The sequence below is a fragment of the Hamadaea flava genome (assembly GCF_024172085.1).
Lineage (GTDB): Bacteria > Actinomycetota > Actinomycetes > Mycobacteriales > Micromonosporaceae > Hamadaea > Hamadaea flava.
Window position 1 is genome coordinate 1,728,849 of record NZ_JAMZDZ010000001.1, and the last position, 19,606, is coordinate 1,748,454.

Genomic DNA, 19,606 nt, shown 5'->3' on the forward strand with positions numbered 1-19,606 from the left:
CGTGATGTCAGCCGCTCAGCGACTGCCGCCGGGCGGCCTCCGGGTCGAGTCCCGGCCCGTCGGGCAGTCTCGCCACCAGGCTGGCCGGGAGGCGTACCGCCCGGTCGGCCCGGTAGCCGAGCATGCCGAGCACCTCCGGGCCGGCCACCGGATATCGGCGGCCCAGATCGGTGACCACCGTGAGCGTTCCGGCCGGCGCCTGCGGGGACGGCATCGCCTCCACGACGGCGGCCCAGCCCGGCGGCACGTAGACCCGGTCGGCCAGCGGGGTTCCGGTGCTGGTCCGGCGGATCGTGACGGACATCGGGTCGGCCGGCGGCAACGCCGGGTCCACCGTCAACCGGGGAACCGCTTCGCCCGGCGCGAACGTGGTGCAGACCGTCGCCTCCCGGCCGGGCAGCTGAGCGATCTCCGGCCGCGCTGGAGGAGCGGGGTCGGTGACCGGGCTCGGCTGCGGCGCGGCCGCGGCCGACGACGGCGCCAGGTCGATCGCGTACGGCTCGGCACCGGGGTAGGCGGCCAGCGTCGGCGGGTACGCGCGCTGAATGTCGTACTGCAGCTCGGTGATCGGCCGCAAGGTGTCCCGTTCGGCCAGGTAGTACTGCTTGCCACCGGAGGCTTGCACGACCAGCAGCGCCCCGATCCGCAGATCTGTCCGGCCCGCGACCGCGGTGGACGGCCGGCCCGCGTCGGGTGTCGCGATCGGCTCGATCGGGGCGCCCGACGGCACGACGTCCAGCCACGCCTGGCCGACGCGTACCCAGGGCAGTGTGGTCAGGGCGAGACCGGCGCCGACCGTGGCGTAGTCGTTGATGGGATGCCGGTGGCCGCGCCAGATCAGGAATCGCTCGCCGGAGGGGGCGAGCTGCACCGGCAGGGCCTGGTCGCCGAGACTCCAGCCGCCTGTGGGCGCGGTGCCGACGAGCAGCACGGACTCGTCGACCCGGCCGCCGGTCACGTCGGTCGCGGGCGACGAGCACAGCGACCAGGCTCCGGTGAGGAGCCGATCTGCTCCGGGCAGCGCGTCGGGCGCATCGGGTATGCCGAGCCGCGGACCACGGGGAACGCCGACCAGCGAGTCACGAGACACCCGCTCGGTCTTGCCGTGCGTGCCGACCAGCAGCAGCGCGGAGGCGTAGTTGGTGACCGGATGCAGCCGCCCCTGGGTCCAGACGTAGCGGGTGCCGGTCTCCTTCTCGACGATGACGACGTTGTCCTGCCGCCAGGTGTTCGCCCCACCGGGCACGATCATGCCGTAGACGCCGAAGCAGGCCAGCACGATGATCGCCAGCGCGACACCGGCGTACGAGGCGGCGGCCGGGCGGCGGAACGGAAGCTGCTCGGGATCGGTCTCCCGGAGCACCAGCGCCGAGGTGGCCCGCTGGATCAGGAACTGGTACGCCTGCAGCTGGTCGCGTTTGGACGCCATCAGCCTCAGCCCCCCAGCCCACGCACGTACGCGTACAGGCCGAGCACCGCACAGGTGACCGGCACGATCGCGGCCATCACCAGCATGTCGGCGTACTCGGCGAAGCGGCTCAGGTAGGGACTGTGTTTGCGGGCGACCCCGGTGGCGATCACGGTCGCCCCGAGTGCGAGGACGACCGGTCCGGCGACGGCGAGCAAGGTCGTCCGGTCGCCCATCAGCGGACCGGCGACCAGGCAGCCCAGTCCGAGCACAGCGGCGATCAGCATCGGGATCCGCTGATGCAGGATCGGATACAGCCGAGCCCGGAGCAGCAGCCCGACGCCGACGAGGGCGGCCAGCACCACCCCGGCGGTGCTGCCGCTGCGTACCAGGATGATCTGGCAGGCCACCAGGACCGCACTCGAACCGGCCAGCATCCCGGTGAGCAGGGCGTCGGCGCGTACGACGGCGGCGTGCACGAGTTCCAGGGACGGCTGCGGATCGTCGCGGATCAGGTCGGCGGCCGACCGGGGCAGCATCGGCATGGGCACCCGGCCGAGCCGCAGCGACAGCGGCGCGTACGCCGTCGACAGGGCGAGCACGATCGCGGCCAGGACTGCGGCCGCCTCGGCCGTGGTGAGGGTCTCGGTGCCGGCCAGCCAGGCCCCGGCCACGGTGAGCAGCCCGAGCACGGCCGCCCCGGCGAAGACCGGCGCGGCGGCGGCCACCCCGAGATAGCCGACCAGCGCGGCGAGCAGCAATGCCGCGCCCGCCAGCAGCAGATGCCCGGCGGACAACCCGGTCATCGGGGTGGCCCCGGCGAGCACCAGGCCGCCGCCGGCGAACGCGTACGGCAACGCGGTCGCCGCCAGGACCGCACCCACCCCCGCGTCGCCGACGGCCCGGGCCAGCACGACGGCGGCGGCCAGCAGGATCGCGGCGACCCCGAGCGCCCACAGCGCGGGCGGCGTCCACGGCGATCCGGCGCGTACCACCGCGACGAGGCCGGTCAGCAGTGCCGCCGCGCCGATCGTCAACGCGGCGTGCCGGGTGTGCCGGGGTCCCCACGCGCGGCCGGTGCCCTGCGATCCGGTGGCGATGGCGTCGACGAGATCGTCGTACTCCAGCTCGGGCCACTCGGTCTGGCTGGGCGTCAGCTGCAGGATCTCACCGTCGCGGATCCGATGGGCCGCAAGGGTTCGGTCCAGTTCGCACACCGTGCCGTCGGCCCGTCGCAGCAGCCAGCCGCCGGGCACCCCGTCGTCGGCCAGCCCCTCACCGGCCCGGGCCAGCAGGCCGGGCAGGATCTCACTGATCGCGGCCTGCTCGGGCAACGCCATGTCCAGGCGGCGTCGGGGCGCCGCGATGGTGACCTTGACCAGGCCGGTGGTCTGCATGCGAGCTAGCTTCGACGGTGCCGCCCGGTGCGCGGGCCTCCTGGCAGCAAGCTGCCGCCCCGCGCCCGCGACTTCGCAGGGGGCCTACGGTCGGCGCGTGGCAGTGCCAACGGTGGAGTATGGACTCATGGACATCGGCTCCGTCATCGCCCCGCGTGTGCTGGCTACCGGGCCGGTCGCCACGGTCTACGCGGGCCATTTGGCGGGCGCGGAGGTCGCCGTCAAGGTCTTCGCCGACCGGTTCGACCGGGACACCGCCGCTCGGTTCGACCGGGAGCGACGGGCGCTGGACAGTCTACGGTGCCGGGCGATCCTGGGCGTCGACGACGTAGTCGAGACGTCCGATGGCCGGTCCGGCGTACGCATGGAGCTGTGCTCGGGCTCCCTGGCGGGCACGCTGGGCTCGCTGAGCCTGGCCGACATCGTCGACGCCGGCTCGGCGATCGCCGACGCGCTCGGCGCCGCCCACCGGGTGGGGATCACGCACGGCGCGGTCACCCCGCACAACGTGCTCTATCGGCGCTCCGGCGAGATCGTCGTCGGCGACTTCGGAGTGGTGCTGCGCGACCGGTTCCCGCGCGATCCGGTGCACGCCCTGGAATACACCGCTCCCGAGACGCTTCGCGAGAATCTACGCTCGCCCGCGTCCGATCTGTACGGCCTGGGTGCTGTGCTGTACGCGATGCTGACGGGCGCGCCACCGTTTCCGCGGCGTACCGGGCAGGCGACGAGCGAGCGGATCCTGCAGGTGCTGCGGGAACCGCCGCCGGTCGTGCACGACGCTCCGGGCGTGCTCGCCGAACTGGTCGGGCGGCTGCTGGCCAAGAACCCGGCGGACCGGCCCGCGAACGCGGCCGAGGTGGCCGCGGTGCTGCACGGGTTGCAGGTCCGGCCGGCCGTCCCGGACGACGACTTCGACTTCGACGACTTCGCCGGAAGCACTCCCACCGCGGCGCACCTGAGCCCGGCCGTCCTCACCGCCCCTGCCGTCGCCGTGCCCGCCGTCCCGATCCCCGCCGTCCCGATCCCCGCCGTCCCGATCCCCGCCGTCGCCGTCTCCGACGTCGTCGTCCCCACCGAAGCAGCTCCCCCGCCCATGGTCGGCGGCCGCACGCTCATCCACACCACCGCCGAGCCCCGGACACCACGGCGGCGGTTCAAGCCCCAGCACGGCCTGCTCGTCGGGCTCGGTGCGGTGGCGGTCGGCCTCGTCACCGTCCTGCCGATGGTGCTGGACGATCAGCAGTCGCCCTCGCAGGCGAACCCGTCCACCGTCGCCGCCGGCAGCTCTCCCCAGGTCTCGCCGTCGGCCGCGCCGCGAGTCGTGCTCGCTCCGCCGGCCGATCTGGGCCGCAAGGTGCGGCTGACCTGGAGCGCCGAAGGCGACCTGGATTTCGCGGTGGTGGTCGCGGGTGAGCAGATCGACACGATGGTCCTCGTCGCCCGCCGCGACCGTACGCTGACGGTGCCGGTCGATCCGGATCGCAAATACTGCTTCCAGGTGCGGGCCACCGACGGACGGCAGATCTGGACCAGCGAGGCTCTCCCGATCCGTGGCGCGCGCTGCAAACTCTGACGCGTCACCGGCGCGCAAGCGTACGCGGATCGAGCGCCGCGCGCAGGCGTGCCCGCAGGCTGCGGTGCGCCAGTCCCCGGCGGACGAGGTCGACGGACTCCCAGGCGCTCTTCGCGTCGGCGTGGGGGTCCGGCGACCACAGTGTCCGGTCCATGATGACGCCCAGTCGGCGGACGTGCTGAGCGATGTCTTCATCGGACACTTCGGCGGCCAGGTCGCGGGGTGTCATCCCGGCGCGATAGGGCACTCGGTGTTCGGCCAGGCGGTCGCGTACCTCCGCCCAGGCGGCGAGCACTCCTGCCGCACCCGTCCGGCGACGGCGCAGCCAGGTGCGGACGCGCTTCGTTGTGCGTACCACCAGAATCCACAGTAGAGCCAGGCCGGGCGGCAAAGCCGTGAGCAGCCGCCAGCTCCGCCCTTGATCCTGGACCGGGACCGGCGGTGTCTCCACTGTCTCTTGGGCCGCAGGCAGCTCGTCCTCGGCCGGAAGCTGATCGCGGGCCTTGGCCGCGGCGGCCGCGAGTCCCCCGCTGGACGACGCGGCGGTGGCGCGCGCGGTCGGATCGAGCGGCACCCAGCCGACGCCCTCGACCGCCACCTCCGGCCAGGCCAGCACATCGCCGTTGCGAACGACGTGGAGGCCGCCGCCGGCGTCGACGCCGCCGCGGTAGCCGACGACGAGCCGGGCGGGGATGCCGCTCATCCGGGCCAGCACGACGAAGGCGGCGGCGAACTGCTCGCTCGTGCCGCGCCTGCTGTCGAGCAGGAAGTTCCGCAGTTGGGGCCAGCCGTGCCCGGTCGGCAGGTCGGTACCGGCGGCCAGCTGATAGTTCGCGCTCAAGTAGCGCTCCAGTTGCAGCGCGGCCTGCAGGGTCGGACGCATGCTCCGCGTCGCCACCTGGGCCTGCTGGTCGATGCCGGCCGGCACGACGCCGAGCCCGCCGAACCCGCCGGCGGCCTGCGTGTCCAGTGTGCCCGCGCCGAGCGAGACCGGCTCCGACCAGGTCAACCGGTAGGTGACCGGCCCGGCTCGGTCGAGCAGCAGCGTGCCGGCGGTCTGATCGACCAGCGGGGCGAGCCCGTCCACCCCGCGCGGGATCGCCTGGCTCGGCAGCCACGGCCCGGACAGTCCGCTCACCCGCACGTCGGCGCTTCGGGTGAGATCGCCGTCGGGTGCGCCCCGCGGGGCGCCCATCCGCAGCATCCGCGCGGTCGCGTACCAGTTCGCGCCGTCGAATCCGTCCAGCACCACGAGCCGCCACCGGTCGACCGGCCCGTCGGACCGGTAGCGGAACACCTCCCGATCGGGATCGGCGAGCCGCTGCGCGATCTCGCTCAGCGGGTTGGCCACGCGGGTCGGCGGCGGCGCTACGGCCTGACCTTCCTTCAACTGGTACGCATCACGCCCGGCCGGATCCAGGACACCGAATCCCACCGCGCCGAACAGCATGGCGACCACGGCTGCCCCGATGACGACGGGTGGCGGGCGTCCGGTCCAGAACACGAGGGCGGCCGGCGCGGCGTAGCAGACGACGGCCAGCGCCGCCGATCCGCCGTCGAGCGACTGGTACGCCTGCGCGAGCACGACCAGGGCCAGCCCGGGCAGCACTGCCGCGGTAGGCCCGATGCGCAGCAGGATCTCCACGCCCAGGAGTCCGGCCAGCAACACGGCCAGTGGCACGAACATGAGCAGCTCGGCGTCCGGCCGAGCCGGCCAGGTGGACTCCAGGGTGAGTCGCCAGCTGTCAGTGACGCCGTGGCGCAGTGTCTGCAACGGCGTACTGGACGGCGACACGGTCGCCCACGCCACCAGCCCGCCGGCCGTCATGAGGAGCAGCGGCCGCACCGCCGCCAGCTTCGGCCGGCGCAGAGTGAGCTCGACGCCGCCATAACACACCAGGACCACCGCGAACACCGGCGCTATCAAGGCTCGCAGCCCGAACACCGGCGCGAACAACAGCCCAGCGGTAGCCGTGGACCCCAGCAGTCCCACCAGTGCGAGCTGTGTCGGCCGACCGGACGCTCCGGTCATCCGATCCCCGCGTTCCATCGCGCAACGGCGTCGGCGGCATCCGTCGCCGCGATCACCCCGGCGGCCGGCTCGGTGCCGCTGAACCGGATCACGGTGTCCGGTCGCCACCGCTCGACGACGTCGTCCGGCCCGCCGATCACGACGAGCGCGCCGCCCGGGCGCGTGGCGCCGAGCCGCTCGGGGACCAGCGGTGCGGAGTCCGGTGCGTCCTGATCGGCCAGACACAACGGATCCAGCAACAGCCGGGCTTGACGGAGTCCACCGTCCACAACGGAGTCCACTCCGGAGGAGGTGACCAGGCGGCAGGGTTGGCCGGCGGTCAGGGTCGCGTACACGAGGGACGCGGCGACCTCGACGGCCTCCTCGAACTGCCCAGCGCTCAGCACGCCGGCGCGCGTGTCGAGCAACACCGTCAACCGCGCCTCGACGGGGTCGGCGTACTCGCGGACCATCAGGCGGCCGGTCCGGGCGCTCGCCTTCCAATGCAGGTGGCGTACCTCGTCACCGACCACATACTCCCGGACCGCGCGCAGGTCCACCGATCCGCGTACGAGGCGATCGGCGGCCGGGCCGTCGTGATGGTGCCGCGGATGTCCGGACCGGCCGGCCCGGACCCGATGCCGCCGCGGATCGACCCACAGCTCCGCGTCACCGCCGAGCCGGTGCGCGGCCCGGACCAGGCCGAACGGGTCACTCGAGGAAAAGCTCAGCGGGCCCAGCTCATGACGACCACGCACGCCGGTCGGCAATTCATAGTGGTACGCCGCCAGCGCCCCCGGAGCCAGCGACCTGACCTGGATCCGGCGCGTCTCGGCGCCCACGCGGTCCTCGACGGTGAACGCGGCCAGCCACCGGTGCGCTGGGTTGCGTACGACGAGCGACGCCAACGCGGGCCGCCCCCGCTCGACCCGCTCGGGATCGACGGTCCTGCTGAGCTGGACCGCCGGGCGGAATCGCGCGAGCAGCAACGCCAGCGACACCGCGCCGACGGCGGCACCGCCGATCATCCGCACCACGGCGAACCCTGCGTACTCGCCCAGCAGGTAGCAGCCGATCCCACCGGCGAGCAGGGCCACGCCACGACGCGTGAGCCGCACGGCTACCGGCCGGCCAGGGCCGTCGGCACCGCCGTGTCGGCCAGCAGTTCGGCCACGATGTCGTCGGCCTGCCGCTGCCGCAGCTCCGCCTCCGGGGTGAGCACCAGCCGATGGTGCAGCACCGGCCGGGCCATGTCCTTCACGTCGTCCGGGGTCACGAAGTCGCGCCCGTGCGTGGCGGCGAACGCCTGCGCGGCCCGGATCAGCGCGATGCTTCCCCGGGGACTGGCGCCGTACCGCACATGCGGGTGCTCCCGGCTCGCCGCGGCCAGCCGGACCGCGTACGAGACGACCTCGGGGTCGACGTGACCGGCCCGCACGGTGGTGATCACCTGTTGAAGTTCGTCGAGGGAGAGCACCGGCTCCAGCCGGTGGGGCGAGATCCCGGCTCGGTCGCCCTGGACGGCCCGGGTCTCGGCGTCATGATCGGGGTAGCCGATGGACAGTCGCATCAGGAATCGGTCGAGCTGGGCCTCCGGCAGCCGATAGGTGCCTTCCATCTCGATCGGGTTCTGCGTCGCCACGACCATGAAGGGGCGCGGGACGTCGTGGCCCACCGAGTCGACCGTCACCCGGTTCTCCGCCATCACCTCCAGCAGCGCGGCCTGGGTCTTCGGCGTACCGCGGTTGATCTCGTCGGCCAGCACCACGTGAGCGAAGATCCCGCCCGGGTGGAACTGGAACTGCTCGGTGCTCTGGTGATACACCATCACGCCGGTGATGTCGCTGGGCAGCAGATCCGGGGTGAACTGGATCCGGTTCCACGCGCCGCCGACACTGGCGGCCAGGCACCGGGCGAGCGTGGTCTTGCCGACGCCGGGCACGTCCTCGATGAGCAGGTGGCCCTCGGCGAACAGCGTCGTCACGGCCAGCCGCACCGCGTCCGGCTTGCCGTGCAGCACCTGCTGCACGTTGCCGGCGATCAGGTTGTACGCGTCACCGGGGGCCGTCATGGCATCGGCACGACGGCGGGGATCAGCGCGCTGCCGGTCCCGCCCTTGATCTGCGACCCGGATCCGTAGCGCGTCACCGCGTACACCGTGACCGTGATGGCCGCCGTGGTGTTGAAGATGTTGGCGTAGGCGGCCTTCTCGGTCGTCACCGTCTGATCGGGCTGGTCGGGCACCTTCACAACGTAGTGCACCAGGGTGGCTCCGTGCAGGGCCGGACGGGCCCAGACCACGGTGATCGGCCGGGTTCCGAACCACACGCTGGGCACCTGCACGGTGATCACCGGCTTCCCGGCGGCCGGCGAGGGCATCGCGACTCGGACGCCGGTGCCGGGACCGCGGCCGGACCCGTTCTCCGCGGTCACCGTGATGACGTGGGTCGTCCCGTTGGCCAGGCCGGTCACCGTGGCGGACGTGGCCGAGCCGCCGACCCGGGTCGACCCGCCCGGCCAGGACAGCCGGTACGCCGTCACCGGCGAGCCGTTCGAGGCGGGCGGCGACCATCGGACGGTCGCGGTACGGTCCCCGGCCGTGGCGGTCACGTTGCGAGGCGCGCCCGGCACGGAGGGCCCGCCGGGTTGGCCCGGCGCGGTGGTGGTCCCGGTGGTCGGGGTCTGCCTGGGCGGCGTCGACGTCGTGGTCGGGTGTGGCGACGTGCCGCCCACCGCCACCTTGGTCACGACGCCGTTCTCCCCGTTGACCACCAGCACATGGGTGCCGTCGGCGCCGTCGAGGTAGATGCGGTTGTCCTCGCCCCGGACCGGTTCGGACGTCGTGGCGTCCACCAACGGCACCCGGCCGCGGACGACGCCGGAGCTGTCGTAGGTGGTCAGCTCGTTGTTGACCTGATCGAGCACCGCGATGACCTGCGGCGTCGCGACGGGATCGGCGAAGCGGCCGCCCGGGGGCAGGTCGACGGCCACGGGCTTGGCGACCGGGCGGCTCTGCAGACCGGCCGTGTCGATCAGATGCAGCTTGCCGCGTTCGGGGTCGACGATCGCGAGCCGGCCGGCGGCCACGCCGCTGGCGACCTGCGCCGTCGAGGGCAGGTCGACGCCGATCGGCACCGCCTTGCCGAGCCCCTCCTTGCCGAAGGTCTGCAAGGTGTCCGCGGTGGTGTCGACCAGCACCGGTCGATCGTCCACAATCGTCACCGCGCCGGTGTGGCCCTGAGCCGCCTGCGCCACACAGGTCATCCGGGTCGCGCCGGACGCCAGTTCGCACAGCGAACCGGTGTCGATCCGGTGCAGCCACACCGAACCGTGGCTCGTGACGGCGGGCCGGGACAGCGGGCCGCCCGCCGGGACCGTCGCGGTCGGATCGCCGAGCCGCACGACCTGACCGGCGTTGCGGTAGACCAGATACGGGCCGCCCGCGACCTCGAGGACCTCCGGGCGCTCGGTCGCCGGCGGCGTCTGGCTCGCCTCCACGGTCAGCGTCGACTTGTCGAACTCGGTGATCCGGGACCGCCCCACCACGTAGCCCGACTGGTCGCCCTGCGCCACGAGGCTGCCCGCCTCGCCGCCGGGCACCGAGACCTGGACGTCGACCTGACTGGTCGAGCCGTCGACGTGATACGCGGTCTCCCGGCTGTCGTTGTAGACCCAGTGGCCCGCCTGGGCGAACTGCAGGTTGCTGGCGGCGGGCGACCGGTCGGTCAGTACCAGCCCGAGCAGACCGGCCGACGCGAGGACCAAGACCGCCACCACGAGCCGGGGCCGCATCCCGGCCAGCCTGCCGCGTTCTGGCGTCTCATCCGTGGTCATGGCGGGCCCCCACATCTGCTCCCACAGCCGGAGTCGATCGTAGGTCGAATTGTGCCCACAGTAGATGATCGCCGGCGCGGGGTGGCAGCATCGTGCCATCGTTCGCCCGGTCGCCTGATCCGGCCGGATAGTGTGGTCCGTGACAGGCGCCGGGTGGGCACAGAGCGCGGAGAACCTCGCGGCCGGGCCGCCGCTGCCCGTCCAGCAGGCGCGCCCGGCCACCGATGTGGACGCCGCGCACATCGCTCGGGCGCAGGCGTTGGCCGCACCCAGAGCCGAAGCTCGCGAGGCGGCGTACGCAGCACTGGCCGCCGCTCAGGCCGCTGCCGCTGCCCCGCCCGCTCCCGTCGAACAGCAGCCGGCAGCCACCGTGCGGCCGAGTCCGGCACCTGCCATCGTGTCACCCGGCGTACGCCGTCCCCGCCGGGCGGTGCTGGTCCAGATCATGTGCTGGCAGCTCGGGCTGATCGCCGGGGTCGTCGCACTCCGTCAGCCGTGGCCGCTGGCCATCGCGGTGATCACCGTGGCGGCGGCGTTCATCGCGGTCACCGCGATCCCGGTACGCGGTCGCCGGGCGTACCAGTGGCTTGTGCTTTGGCTCGGTTTCGTACGCCGTGACCGCGACCGTGACCTGACCGATCAGGCCGGAGCGGCGCTGTTGCGGTTCTTGGCGCCCGAGGCGGTGACCGTCCCGGGTGAGCTGTTCATGGTGAGCCGCGCAGCCGGAGCGACCGCCGTCCTCCAGCCGACCGGCGAGCCCGGCGCGATTCCGTCCGCCACCGACCTGCTGCCCGGCGCGGGCGAGGCCGTCGCGTTCGCCGTGCAGGTCGTGCGGCATGCCGGGACCGACCGCAGCCGTCCACCTCGGACCTGGATCGCGCTCGAGGCTAGACGCACGGTCGACGTCCACCGCGATCCGGACGTGCACCGCGTCCTCAGCAACGCGGTTCGGCGGGTCCTGCGCCGGCTTCGCCAGGAGGGCCTGCCCGCACGAGTCCTCGTCGAGCACGAGGTGCTCAGTACGCTCGCGGCGCTGGCGCACGTCAACGCCGGACGCGGCCAGATCCGGGAGACCTGGCGTCATTGGCGCAGCGGGCCGATCACTCAGATCACGTTCCGGATCGGTGATGCCGCAGCGCTCGCCGATCAGCTGCCGGTCCTGGCGCCCGGGGTCGCTGTCACGCTGGCCGTGACGGCGCACCGGCGACCGGGCCGGGCCGAAGCGGCGACGGAAGCGGTGGTACGCCTCGCGGCGCTCGATCACGGCGCGGTGGAGAAGGCGGCCGTCGAGTTTGAACGGATCGCCGGCGAGCGCGGGGTCGAGGTGGAACGTCTGGACGGGCGCCACGGCAAGGGTGTGGCCGCGACGCTGCCGATCGGCGGGCCGGACCGCTGAGGCGGACCGAGTGCCGCGGTCGATCGTGGCGGCTGAAGGCGAAAACCGGGCGACGCCGGGTCGCATCCCCGGGACAATGGTCGCCGTGGATGAGGTCGAAGTCGTCATCGCGCATGACGAGCGCGCGACCTTGCGGGTCGGCGAGGTCTTCCTGAAGATCGACGCCGATCGGGCGCGCCTCGATGCCGAGGTCGAGGCGATGACCTTGGCGCCGATCCCGACTCCCCGGATCCTGTGGCGAAAGCCGCCCGTGCTCGCCCTCGCTGCCCTTCGCGGCACCACCCTCGGCACGTTGGGCCAGCCGTCGACCGCGTCCCCGGCGGCCTGGGCGGCGGCGGGAGCCGCCCTCCGATCGCTGCATGACGCACCGCTTCCGCCGTGGCCCGGCCGGAGCGTCGACAAGCTCGCCGCGGACCTCGAGGACGAATGCGAGTGGCTCCTCGCCAACGAGGTGCTTCCCACCGGCGTGCTTCCCGCAGACGTCGTCACGCACAACCGCCGGATCGCCGAAACCGTGCTGCGGCCGTGGACCCCGGCGTTCACGCACGGCGACCTGCACGTGGCCCACGTGTTCGCCGAGGGCGACACGATCACCGGCGTGATCGACTGGTCCGAGGCCGCTCCGGGCGACGCCCTCTTCGACCTCGCCAGTCTGACCCTCGGACATCCCGAACGCCTGGACGATGTGCTCGCGGGCTACGGCGACGCCGATCGCGACTTGATCCGCGCGTGGTGGTCCATGCGCTGCCTGCTGGCGATCCGCTGGCTGGCCGAGCACGGCTTCGACCCGAACGCGCCCGGCTGCGAGATCGACGTGCTGAGAGCCCAGATGTAGGACGCCTGGCACGACAGGCATTCGGCCGAACCGTGTCACGGGCGTGACACGAGTCAGGCTGCGCAAACGTGCCAGAACGTGCCAGGGCGTCGGGTGCGGACCAAAGTTCGTACGAATAGGTAACCCCTCGGAATTGTTCGGACGTTTCGTCCGAGCTGTCTGACAGCATCGTCTTCCGACCGACCTTGCCTATTTGCGTGTCTCGGGAGTTTTGTCGCCCCACCCAGTCATGGGTGCGATGGCGGCTGCCCGACGAACGTCCTCATCCATGTTCGAAGGAGCCCACGGTGCGATTCAGCCGTGCAGTCATTTCTCGTCCGCGCCGGCACGCGGCCCGATGGCTCACCGTGGCCATCGCGGCGGCGCTGGCGATCGTGTCCACGACGGCCAGCCCCGGTGCCGCACGCCCGAAGTCCCCCACGGGTACGACGGTCGTCGCGCCGTCGATCGTCGGCTATCCGCCGGTCGCCGCACCTCAGACGCCTGCCCCGAACCCGTTGCCCAAGAAGGGCGGCTCCGTCAAGCTCGACAAGTCCGCTCGCGTCAGCCCGAAGGCCGGCGCGTCGACGCTGGCCACCCCGGCCACCGCGAAGGTCGCCCTGCGCGCGCTGGTGGTCGCCACCACCAGCGACGATTTCGGCGTGCCGACATGGACCTCGACGCTGGACCAGGTCGGCGCGGCGTACGACGTGCTCTACACGGCGACCACGCCGCTGGCCGGCACGACGCTGGTGCGGCCGGACGGCACCGGCAAGTACAACGCGATCCTGCTCACCAGCACGATGCTCCTGTACTCCGACGGCGGCGGATACACCGCCGGGCTGACCGGCGACGAGTGGAACCTGCTGTGGGCGTACGAGCGGGACTACGGGGTTCGCCAGGTCTCGCTCTACGGCAGCTACGGCAGCTGGCCGGAGGACTACTGCCTGCGCGCGCGTACCGAGGGCAGCGTCGGCGACACCGCCCTGACCGCGACCCTGACGACCGACGGCGCGGCCGCGCTGGACTACCTCAACCCGGCCGCGAACATCCCGATCCTGCAGTCCTACGTGTATCGCAACCAGCTCGCGGCCGGCTGCGCCGCCCAGCCGGTGCTGCAGATCGGGTCGGACGTCGTCGGCGTACGCAGCACCTCCACCGACGGACGCGAGCGGATGACCCTCACGTTCACCTCGAACCAGTACCTGCTGCAGGCCCGCCTGCTGACCTACGGCCTGTTCCGCTGGGCCAGCAAGGATCTGTTCCTCGGCGATCAGCGCCACTACCTCAACATCGACGTGGACGACTGGTTCAACACCTCCGACGAGATGTTGCCGAACGGTCAGCTCAACAGCGACCCGGGCTACCAGATGAGCGGGCACGACGCGTACAACGCGTACCTCCGGCAGACCGGGCTGCGCAGCTCCTATCCGCTGGCCTCGCAGCTCACCTTCGGCATGGCCATCAACGGCGGCGACGCCAACCTCACGGCCGCTTCCCAGTGCTACCCCACCGGGGGCATCAATCGGTTGACCTCCACCACCCGCTGCCTGCGCAACAACTTCCGGTGGATCAACCACACGCTGACGCATCCGAAGATGAACTCCACGCCGTACGCCACCAACGTGGCCGAGATCAGCCAGAACCTCACCGTCGCCCAGCGGCTCGGGTTGCCGGTCGACCGGACCGTGCTGAAGACGCCCGAGTACTCGGGTCTGGGCGTCTACAACCCGGACGCCACGAACGACGTCGACCCGCCCACCGACTTCGGGCTGAACGCCTCCAACCCCGACCTGTTGCGCGCCGCCACCGATCTCGGGGTGAAGTACCTGCACGGCAACATGTCGTTCCCGAGCCACCAGCCGCCCTGCTTCAACTGCGTGATCGCGCATCCGATGGCGCCGAACCTGAGCATCGTGCCGGACTGGCCCACGAACATCGCGTACTTCTCGACCACGCCCGACGAGGAGACCTACTTCTACAACTCGTTCTACGGGCCGAACGGCAAGTTCCCGTACTGGTCGACCAACCTGACCTACAGCCAGATCATCGCGTACGAGACCGATCAGGCGCTGCTGCGGCTCGCCGCCGGGTCGTCCTACACGACCACGTTCCACATCGGCAATCTGCGCGACTACGGCAGCGGCCAGACGCTGCTCACCGATTGGGCCCAGCAGCTGCTGGCCAAGTACAGCTCGTACTACTCCGTGCCGGTGCTCAGCCCTGGCTGGCCCGCCCTGGCCGCCTACGCCCAGGCCCGCACAGCACACTTCGCGCAGCTCAGAGCCGGTGTGGACGCCGTTTACGACGCCGCGACCGTCACGGTCACGCTGACGTCGCCCACCGCGGGCACCCTCACGCTGTGCGGCGCGCAGACCGCCGGCGCCACCACCTACGGCAACGACGTCTCGGCACAGCTCACGCTCGCGGCGAACACGCCGCTCACCGTGTCGATGCGGCCCCGGCTATGAAGATCGCGCTCGTCTCGGAGGGGACCTACCCGTACGCGGTCGGCGGCGTCAGCACCTGGTGCGACCAGCTGATCCGCGGGTTCCCCGAATACCGGTGGGACATGGTGGCACTCACCGTGGACGGCACCGAACGACCGCTGTGGAGCACCCCGGCCAACCTCGACGCACTGCACCGGATACCGGTCTGGGGCTCGAGGCGGCCGGGGCGGGCTCCGGCCGGCGCCCAGGCCGAGCGGTTCGCCGCCGCGTACGAGACGCTGCTCGCGGCGATGCTGACGCCACCGGAGATCCGCTCCAGCGCGACAGCGGTGTGGCAAAGCCGGTTCCTGCTGGGTTTGCGGGCGGTCTACGACTTCGCGACGGCCGGCGGCGACCCGTACGCCGCCGTCACCACGAACCAGTCCATCAGCCAGCTCCTCGACGCCGCCCGGAAGCTGCGCGGCTGGGAGCTGGAGCTGGCCGAGGCGGCGTACGCCGCCGACGTCCTCGGTCACCTGCTGCGTCCGCTGGCCGCCGCGCCGCCGCGCTGCGATCTCGTCCATGCCTCCATGAACGGGTTGAGCATGCTGGTGGCGATGGCCGCCAAGTGGCGCGACGGCACCCCGGTCGTCATGAGCGAGCACGGCATCTACCTGCGTGAGCGGTATCTCGAGTACATGGACTGCGACGCGCCGCCCGCGGTGCGGACACTGCTGCTGGGGTTCTTCCGCTCGCTGGCCGCGGCCGGTTACCTGATCTCGGACGTGCTCGCCCCGCATTCGGACTACAACCGGCGCTGGCAGCATCAGTTCGGCGCCGACCCGGACCGGATCTGGACCATGTACAACGGCGTCGAACTCGATCAGTTCCCGGTCGCCGAGGGCGAACCGGCCGAGCCGACGGTCGTCTACCTCGGCCGGATCAATCCGCTCAAGGACGTGCACACGCTCATCCGGGCGTTCGCCACCGTGCGTACCCGGGTTCGGGGCGCCCGGCTGCGCATCTTCGGCGCCGCCGGTCCCGGTGACGAGGCGTACGCGGCGAGCTGCCGGCAGCTGGCCGAAGACCTCGGGCTCGCCCGGTGGGTCACGTTCGAGGGTTCGGTGGACTCGCCGGTCACGGCGTACCACGCGGGCACCGTCGTCACCCTGACCAGCATCTCCGAGGGCTTCCCGGTGGCGGTCGTCGAGGCGATGGCGTGCGGCCGGGCGATGGTCTGCACGAACGTCGGCGGCGTGTCGGAGGCGGTGGCCGACGCCGGTTTCGTCGTGGCTCCGCGTGACCCGCTGGCCGTCGCCGACGCGCTGACGAAGCTCCTCACCGATCACGGGCTGCGGCGCCGGATGGCGCGGACGGCCCGGGAACGGGTCACGCAGTGGTTCACGCTGGCCGATTCGCTGCACGCGTATCGGCAGGTATACGAGGCGCTGGTGGCGCAGCCGCATCCGGCTGTCGCGGCACAACAGCGTCAGCTTCCCGTCGCCACGGTCCGGCCGGCGACCCGGTTACGCGTGATCGGCCGGGTGCCGCTGGCACACATCGAGGAGGTCGCATGAGCGCCGGGGCTTTGATGCCGCGGGCGCGCCAGGCCGCCGACGACGCCACGGCCGACGTCGGCTCCGTGCTGGCACGGATCAGCGGGTCCGATCCGGTGGACTACCTGGTGGAGCGCAGCCGCGCGGTCGCCGTACGCGCGGTCGACCCGCTGCAGATCGCCGCCTGGCTGGAGACCGACGGCGTGACCGACCGGGTGGCGCGGGTGGAGTTCGGCTACGCCGACGTGTTCGCGCTCGCCGAGGAGGTCTTTCGCCGGGCCGGTCCGCCGCCCTCGGTCGAGCGGCCCGCTCCCCCGGCGCTGGTCCGGGGTGCCCGCGATCTCGGCCACGGGGCGTTGTACCTGCTGCCCACGGCGATCTTCCCGGCTGTGCTGACGATGCTCGGCGCGAACGCGCTCCTGCGGGGTGTCCTCCTGGTCGGCTGGGTGAGCTGGGTCTTGAGCGGCAGCGCGGCGTGGCTCGGATATCACCTCGTCGGCGTCGGCCGGCCCGAGTCCGCCGGGCGGATTCTGCGGTGGTCGACGCTGGCCTCGCTTCCGGTCAGCGGACTGCTCGGCGCACTCGTCGTCGGGCGGAACGGCGGCGCGATCATCCTCGCGGTGGGGCTGACGGCATACCAGATGAGCGTGACGACGCTGGTGTTCTACCGGCACGAGCAGTGGATCTTCGCCGCCATGGCACCCGCCGCGCTGGCCGGGATCCTCTGCCTGACCGTCGGGCCCCGGCTGCTCGGGCCGGCGGTGGTCCTCGCGATGACGGCGGTCGCGTTCACCCTCGGCGCCGCGCTGCACGCCACGACGCATCCGGAGGCCCGGCCCGAGCCGCCACTGTGGCCGATGATCCGGATGAACCTCCGCCGGCTGACCTTGGTCGTGGCGTTCACCGCCCTGACGGCGGCCTACTTCCTTTATCCACAGGCCTATCTGCTGTCCGGCGACCTGGTCATCGCGCTCGGCGCACTGCCGGTGGTCGCCGGGATGGGCATCGTGGAATGGCAGGCGCATCGCTTCGGCGACCGCGCGCACGCGTTGCTGGCCGAGGTGGGGCGGCCCGACCAGTTCGCGGCCAGGGCCGGCCGGCTCATGCTGATCGGGCTGGGAACCTGCCTGGCCGGCGTCGGCCTGCTCGCGGCCGGGCTGCTGGCGGCACTCGCCGTCGCCGGCAGGCTCAGCCCGCCGGTCCTGGCCATGTCGGCCGCGTCAGTGCTGCTCGCCGGCGCGTACTTCGTGACGTTCCTGCTCGCCAACCTCGGCCGGCAGGCGTGGCTGTGCGTCAGTCTGCTCGGCTGCCTGGTCGCGTTCACCGCCGCGGCCGGCAGCGGCTCGGCGGCTCGGGCCGCGGAGGTCTTCGCCGCCACGACGGCCCTTCTGCTGCTCCTGACGCTGGTCGCCGCGTACCGCCGGATCGGCCAGGTCTGGGGGCACCGGTGACGACGTCCGATCATCCGCACACGACTCAGCCGTACGCGACTCATCCGCACCTGACTCAACCGCACACGGCTCATCCGCACACGACGAAGGAGGTCCGCCGTGCACGCTGTGATCCTGGCGGGCGGTAAGGGAACCCGGCTCCTGCCATACACGACCGTGCTGCCGAAACCTCTGGTACCCATCGGCGACAACCATTCGATTCTCGACATCATCCTGTGCCAGCTGGCCGGCGCCGGCTTCACCTCGGCCACCCTCGCGATCAACCACCTGGGCCGGCTCATCCGGGCGTTCGCCGGGGACGGGTCTCGCTGGGGCATCACCATCGACTACGCCGAGGAGAACAGCCCACTGTCCACAGTGGGACCGCTGTTCGGGCTCAGGGACCGGCTCCCCGAGACGTTCCTGGTGATGAACGGCGACGTGCTGACCGACCTGAACTACGCCGATCTGCTCACCACCCACCAACGCAGCGGTGCTCCGCTGACCGTCGCCACGTCACCACGCACGACCCACATCGAGTTCGGCGTGCTGACCCTGGAGAACCGCAGAGTCGTCGGATTCACCGAGAAGCCGGCGTTCACCTATCGGGTCAGCATGGGCGTCTACGGCATGTCCCGCGACACGTTGCAGCCGTATGCCCTCGGCCAGGCGCTCGGCTTCGACCGGCTGATCCTCGACCTCATCGACCGGCGGCTGTTCCCGGCCACCTACGACTTCGGCGGCTTCTGGCTCGACATCGGCCGGCCCGATGACTACGACGTGGCCAACCGGGACTTCGCCAAGTTGCAGGATCTGCTGCTGCCCGAACCAGTTCGCACGCTGGTGGAGGCGAGATGAACCGAATCCTGCTGCTGGGCGCGTCCGGCTTTCTCGGCGGTCACGTGCACCGGGCGCTGCTGGACCACCCTCGGCTCAACGACGTCAGCTGTCCCGGCCGCGATCGGTGCGACCTGATCACCGCCTCGGTCGGCGACATCACGCGGCTGCTGAACGACGAGCGCCCAGCCGCCGTCGTCAACTGCACCGGGCGGCTGGACGGGGACCTCGCCGACCTGGTGCTCGCCAACACCGTCGTCACGGCCAAGCTGCTCGACGCCATCGCCGTGACGAACGCGCCGATCCGCCTGGTACGCCTCGGCTCGGCCGGCGAGTACGGGCCGATCCCGTTCCATCATTCGGTCACCGAGACCCATCCGGCCCAGCCGGTCGGCGCATACGGGCTCAGCCACCTCACGGCTACGCACCTCGTGTCCATGGCGGCCGCCGCCGGACGAGTCGACGGCGTGACGCTGCGGGTGTTCAACCCGATCGGCACCGGGTCAGGCGATGCCAGCCTGCTCGGACGGGCCACAACGCAACTGCGCCAAGCCGTTTCGGGGGGATGGACGTCGATGACGTTCGGCCCGCTGTCGGCGTACCGCGACTTCGTGGACGCCCGCGACGTGGCGAGTGCGGTCGTCGCCGCGCTCCTCGCGCCCCGGCTGCCGGTCCGGGTGCTCAACGTCGGCAGCGGCCGGGCGGTGCAGACGCGGGCCGCCGTCCAGACGTTGGCTCGCCTGGCCGGGTTCACCGGTGAGATCAAGGAGACCGGTGCGAGTTCCGCGCGCTCCGCCGAGGTGAGCTGGACCTGCGCCGACATCAGCCATGCCGGGTCGATTCTGGACTGGCGACCGGCGCACGACCTGGATGAGTCGCTCAAGGCGTTGTGGGCGGGATCGGCCGGCGCATGAAAGG

General features: G+C 71.9%; 14 protein-coding genes. 8 read left to right on the top strand and 6 right to left on the bottom strand.

Going from position 1 to position 19,606, the window contains the following annotated elements:
- Positions 1–7: 7 nt before the first annotated feature.
- Together eccB and eccD are read right to left on the bottom strand one after the other, a co-directional pair.
- On the bottom strand, positions 8–1,429 hold the full coding sequence (gene eccB / locus HDA40_RS08200) for a type VII secretion protein EccB (protein ID WP_253753582.1): 1,422 nt from the start codon (positions 1,427–1,429) through the stop codon (positions 8–10).
- Positions 1,430–1,434: 5 nt separating this feature from the next.
- On the bottom strand, positions 1,435–2,805 hold the full coding sequence (gene eccD / locus HDA40_RS08205; RefSeq protein ID WP_253753584.1) for a type VII secretion integral membrane protein EccD: 1,371 nt from the start codon (positions 2,803–2,805) through the stop codon (positions 1,435–1,437).
- A 97-nt stretch (positions 2,806–2,902) separates the two neighbouring features.
- On the opposite strand from eccD, the gene HDA40_RS08210 reads away from it, so the two are divergent.
- Positions 2,903–4,381 (top strand): serine/threonine-protein kinase, encoded by a 1,479-nt coding sequence (locus HDA40_RS08210; protein WP_253753587.1) that lies wholly within the window; start codon positions 2,903–2,905, stop codon positions 4,379–4,381.
- Between the two features lie 4 nt (positions 4,382–4,385).
- Here HDA40_RS08210 and HDA40_RS08215 read toward each other — a convergent pair whose 3' ends face one another.
- Genes HDA40_RS08215 through HDA40_RS08230 form a run of 4 tightly spaced genes read right to left on the bottom strand, consistent with a single transcriptional unit; the run spans position 4,386 to position 10,226 of the window.
- Entirely contained in the window at positions 4,386–6,413 is a 2,028-nt protein-coding gene (locus tag HDA40_RS08215; protein ID WP_253753589.1) for a transglutaminase TgpA family protein, read from the bottom strand.
- Positions 6,410–7,510, bottom strand: a complete 1,101-nt coding sequence (locus tag HDA40_RS08220; protein WP_253753592.1) for a DUF58 domain-containing protein — start codon at positions 7,508–7,510, stop codon at positions 6,410–6,412. Before HDA40_RS08220 ends, HDA40_RS08215 begins: the two co-directional genes overlap by 4 nt.
- A 2-nt stretch (positions 7,511–7,512) precedes the next feature.
- Positions 7,513–8,463 carry an AAA family ATPase gene (locus HDA40_RS08225; RefSeq protein WP_253753594.1) on the bottom strand — a complete coding sequence of 317 codons (951 nt, stop codon included), beginning with the start codon at positions 8,461–8,463 and terminating at the stop codon, positions 7,513–7,515.
- Positions 8,460–10,226: a fibronectin type III domain-containing protein gene (locus HDA40_RS08230; protein ID WP_253753596.1), complete on the bottom strand. Its 1,767-nt coding sequence runs from the start codon at positions 10,224–10,226 to the stop codon at positions 8,460–8,462. The genes HDA40_RS08225 and HDA40_RS08230 overlap by 4 nt, the downstream gene beginning before the upstream one ends.
- 139 nt (positions 10,227–10,365) lie before the next feature.
- Between HDA40_RS08230 and HDA40_RS42030 the strand changes: the two genes are divergently transcribed.
- The 7 genes from HDA40_RS42030 to HDA40_RS08265 all read left to right on the top strand — a co-directional run bounded on the left by HDA40_RS42030 (position 10,366) and on the right by HDA40_RS08265 (position 19,602).
- Positions 10,366–11,622 (top strand): type VII secretion protein EccE, encoded by a 1,257-nt coding sequence (locus HDA40_RS42030; RefSeq protein WP_253753599.1) that lies wholly within the window; start codon positions 10,366–10,368, stop codon positions 11,620–11,622.
- 76 nt (positions 11,623–11,698) lie between these two features.
- Positions 11,699–12,457: an aminoglycoside phosphotransferase family protein gene (locus tag HDA40_RS08240; protein WP_253763593.1), complete on the top strand. Its 759-nt coding sequence runs from the start codon at positions 11,699–11,701 to the stop codon at positions 12,455–12,457.
- A gap of 287 nt (positions 12,458–12,744) precedes the next feature.
- A complete protein-coding gene (locus HDA40_RS08245) occupies positions 12,745–14,907 on the top strand; it encodes an Agd3-related carbohydrate-binding protein (protein ID WP_253753601.1) in 2,163 nt (720 codons plus the stop codon).
- The gene (pelF, locus tag HDA40_RS08250; protein ID WP_253753603.1) at positions 14,904–16,442 is read left to right on the top strand and encodes a GT4 family glycosyltransferase PelF; all 1,539 of its coding nucleotides are present in this window, start codon (positions 14,904–14,906) and stop codon (positions 16,440–16,442) included. Before HDA40_RS08245 ends, pelF begins: the two co-directional genes overlap by 4 nt.
- Positions 16,439–17,872: a hypothetical protein gene (locus HDA40_RS08255; protein WP_253753605.1), complete on the top strand. Its 1,434-nt coding sequence runs from the start codon at positions 16,439–16,441 to the stop codon at positions 17,870–17,872. The genes pelF and HDA40_RS08255 overlap by 4 nt, the downstream gene beginning before the upstream one ends.
- Positions 17,873–17,971: 99 nt before the next feature.
- Positions 17,972–18,709: a sugar phosphate nucleotidyltransferase gene (locus HDA40_RS08260; protein WP_253753608.1), complete on the top strand. Its 738-nt coding sequence runs from the start codon at positions 17,972–17,974 to the stop codon at positions 18,707–18,709.
- Positions 18,706–19,602, top strand: coding sequence for an NAD-dependent epimerase/dehydratase family protein (locus tag HDA40_RS08265; protein WP_253753610.1), 897 nt, complete (start codon positions 18,706–18,708; stop codon positions 19,600–19,602). The genes HDA40_RS08260 and HDA40_RS08265 overlap by 4 nt, the downstream gene beginning before the upstream one ends.
- Positions 19,603–19,606: the final 4 nt, after the last annotated feature.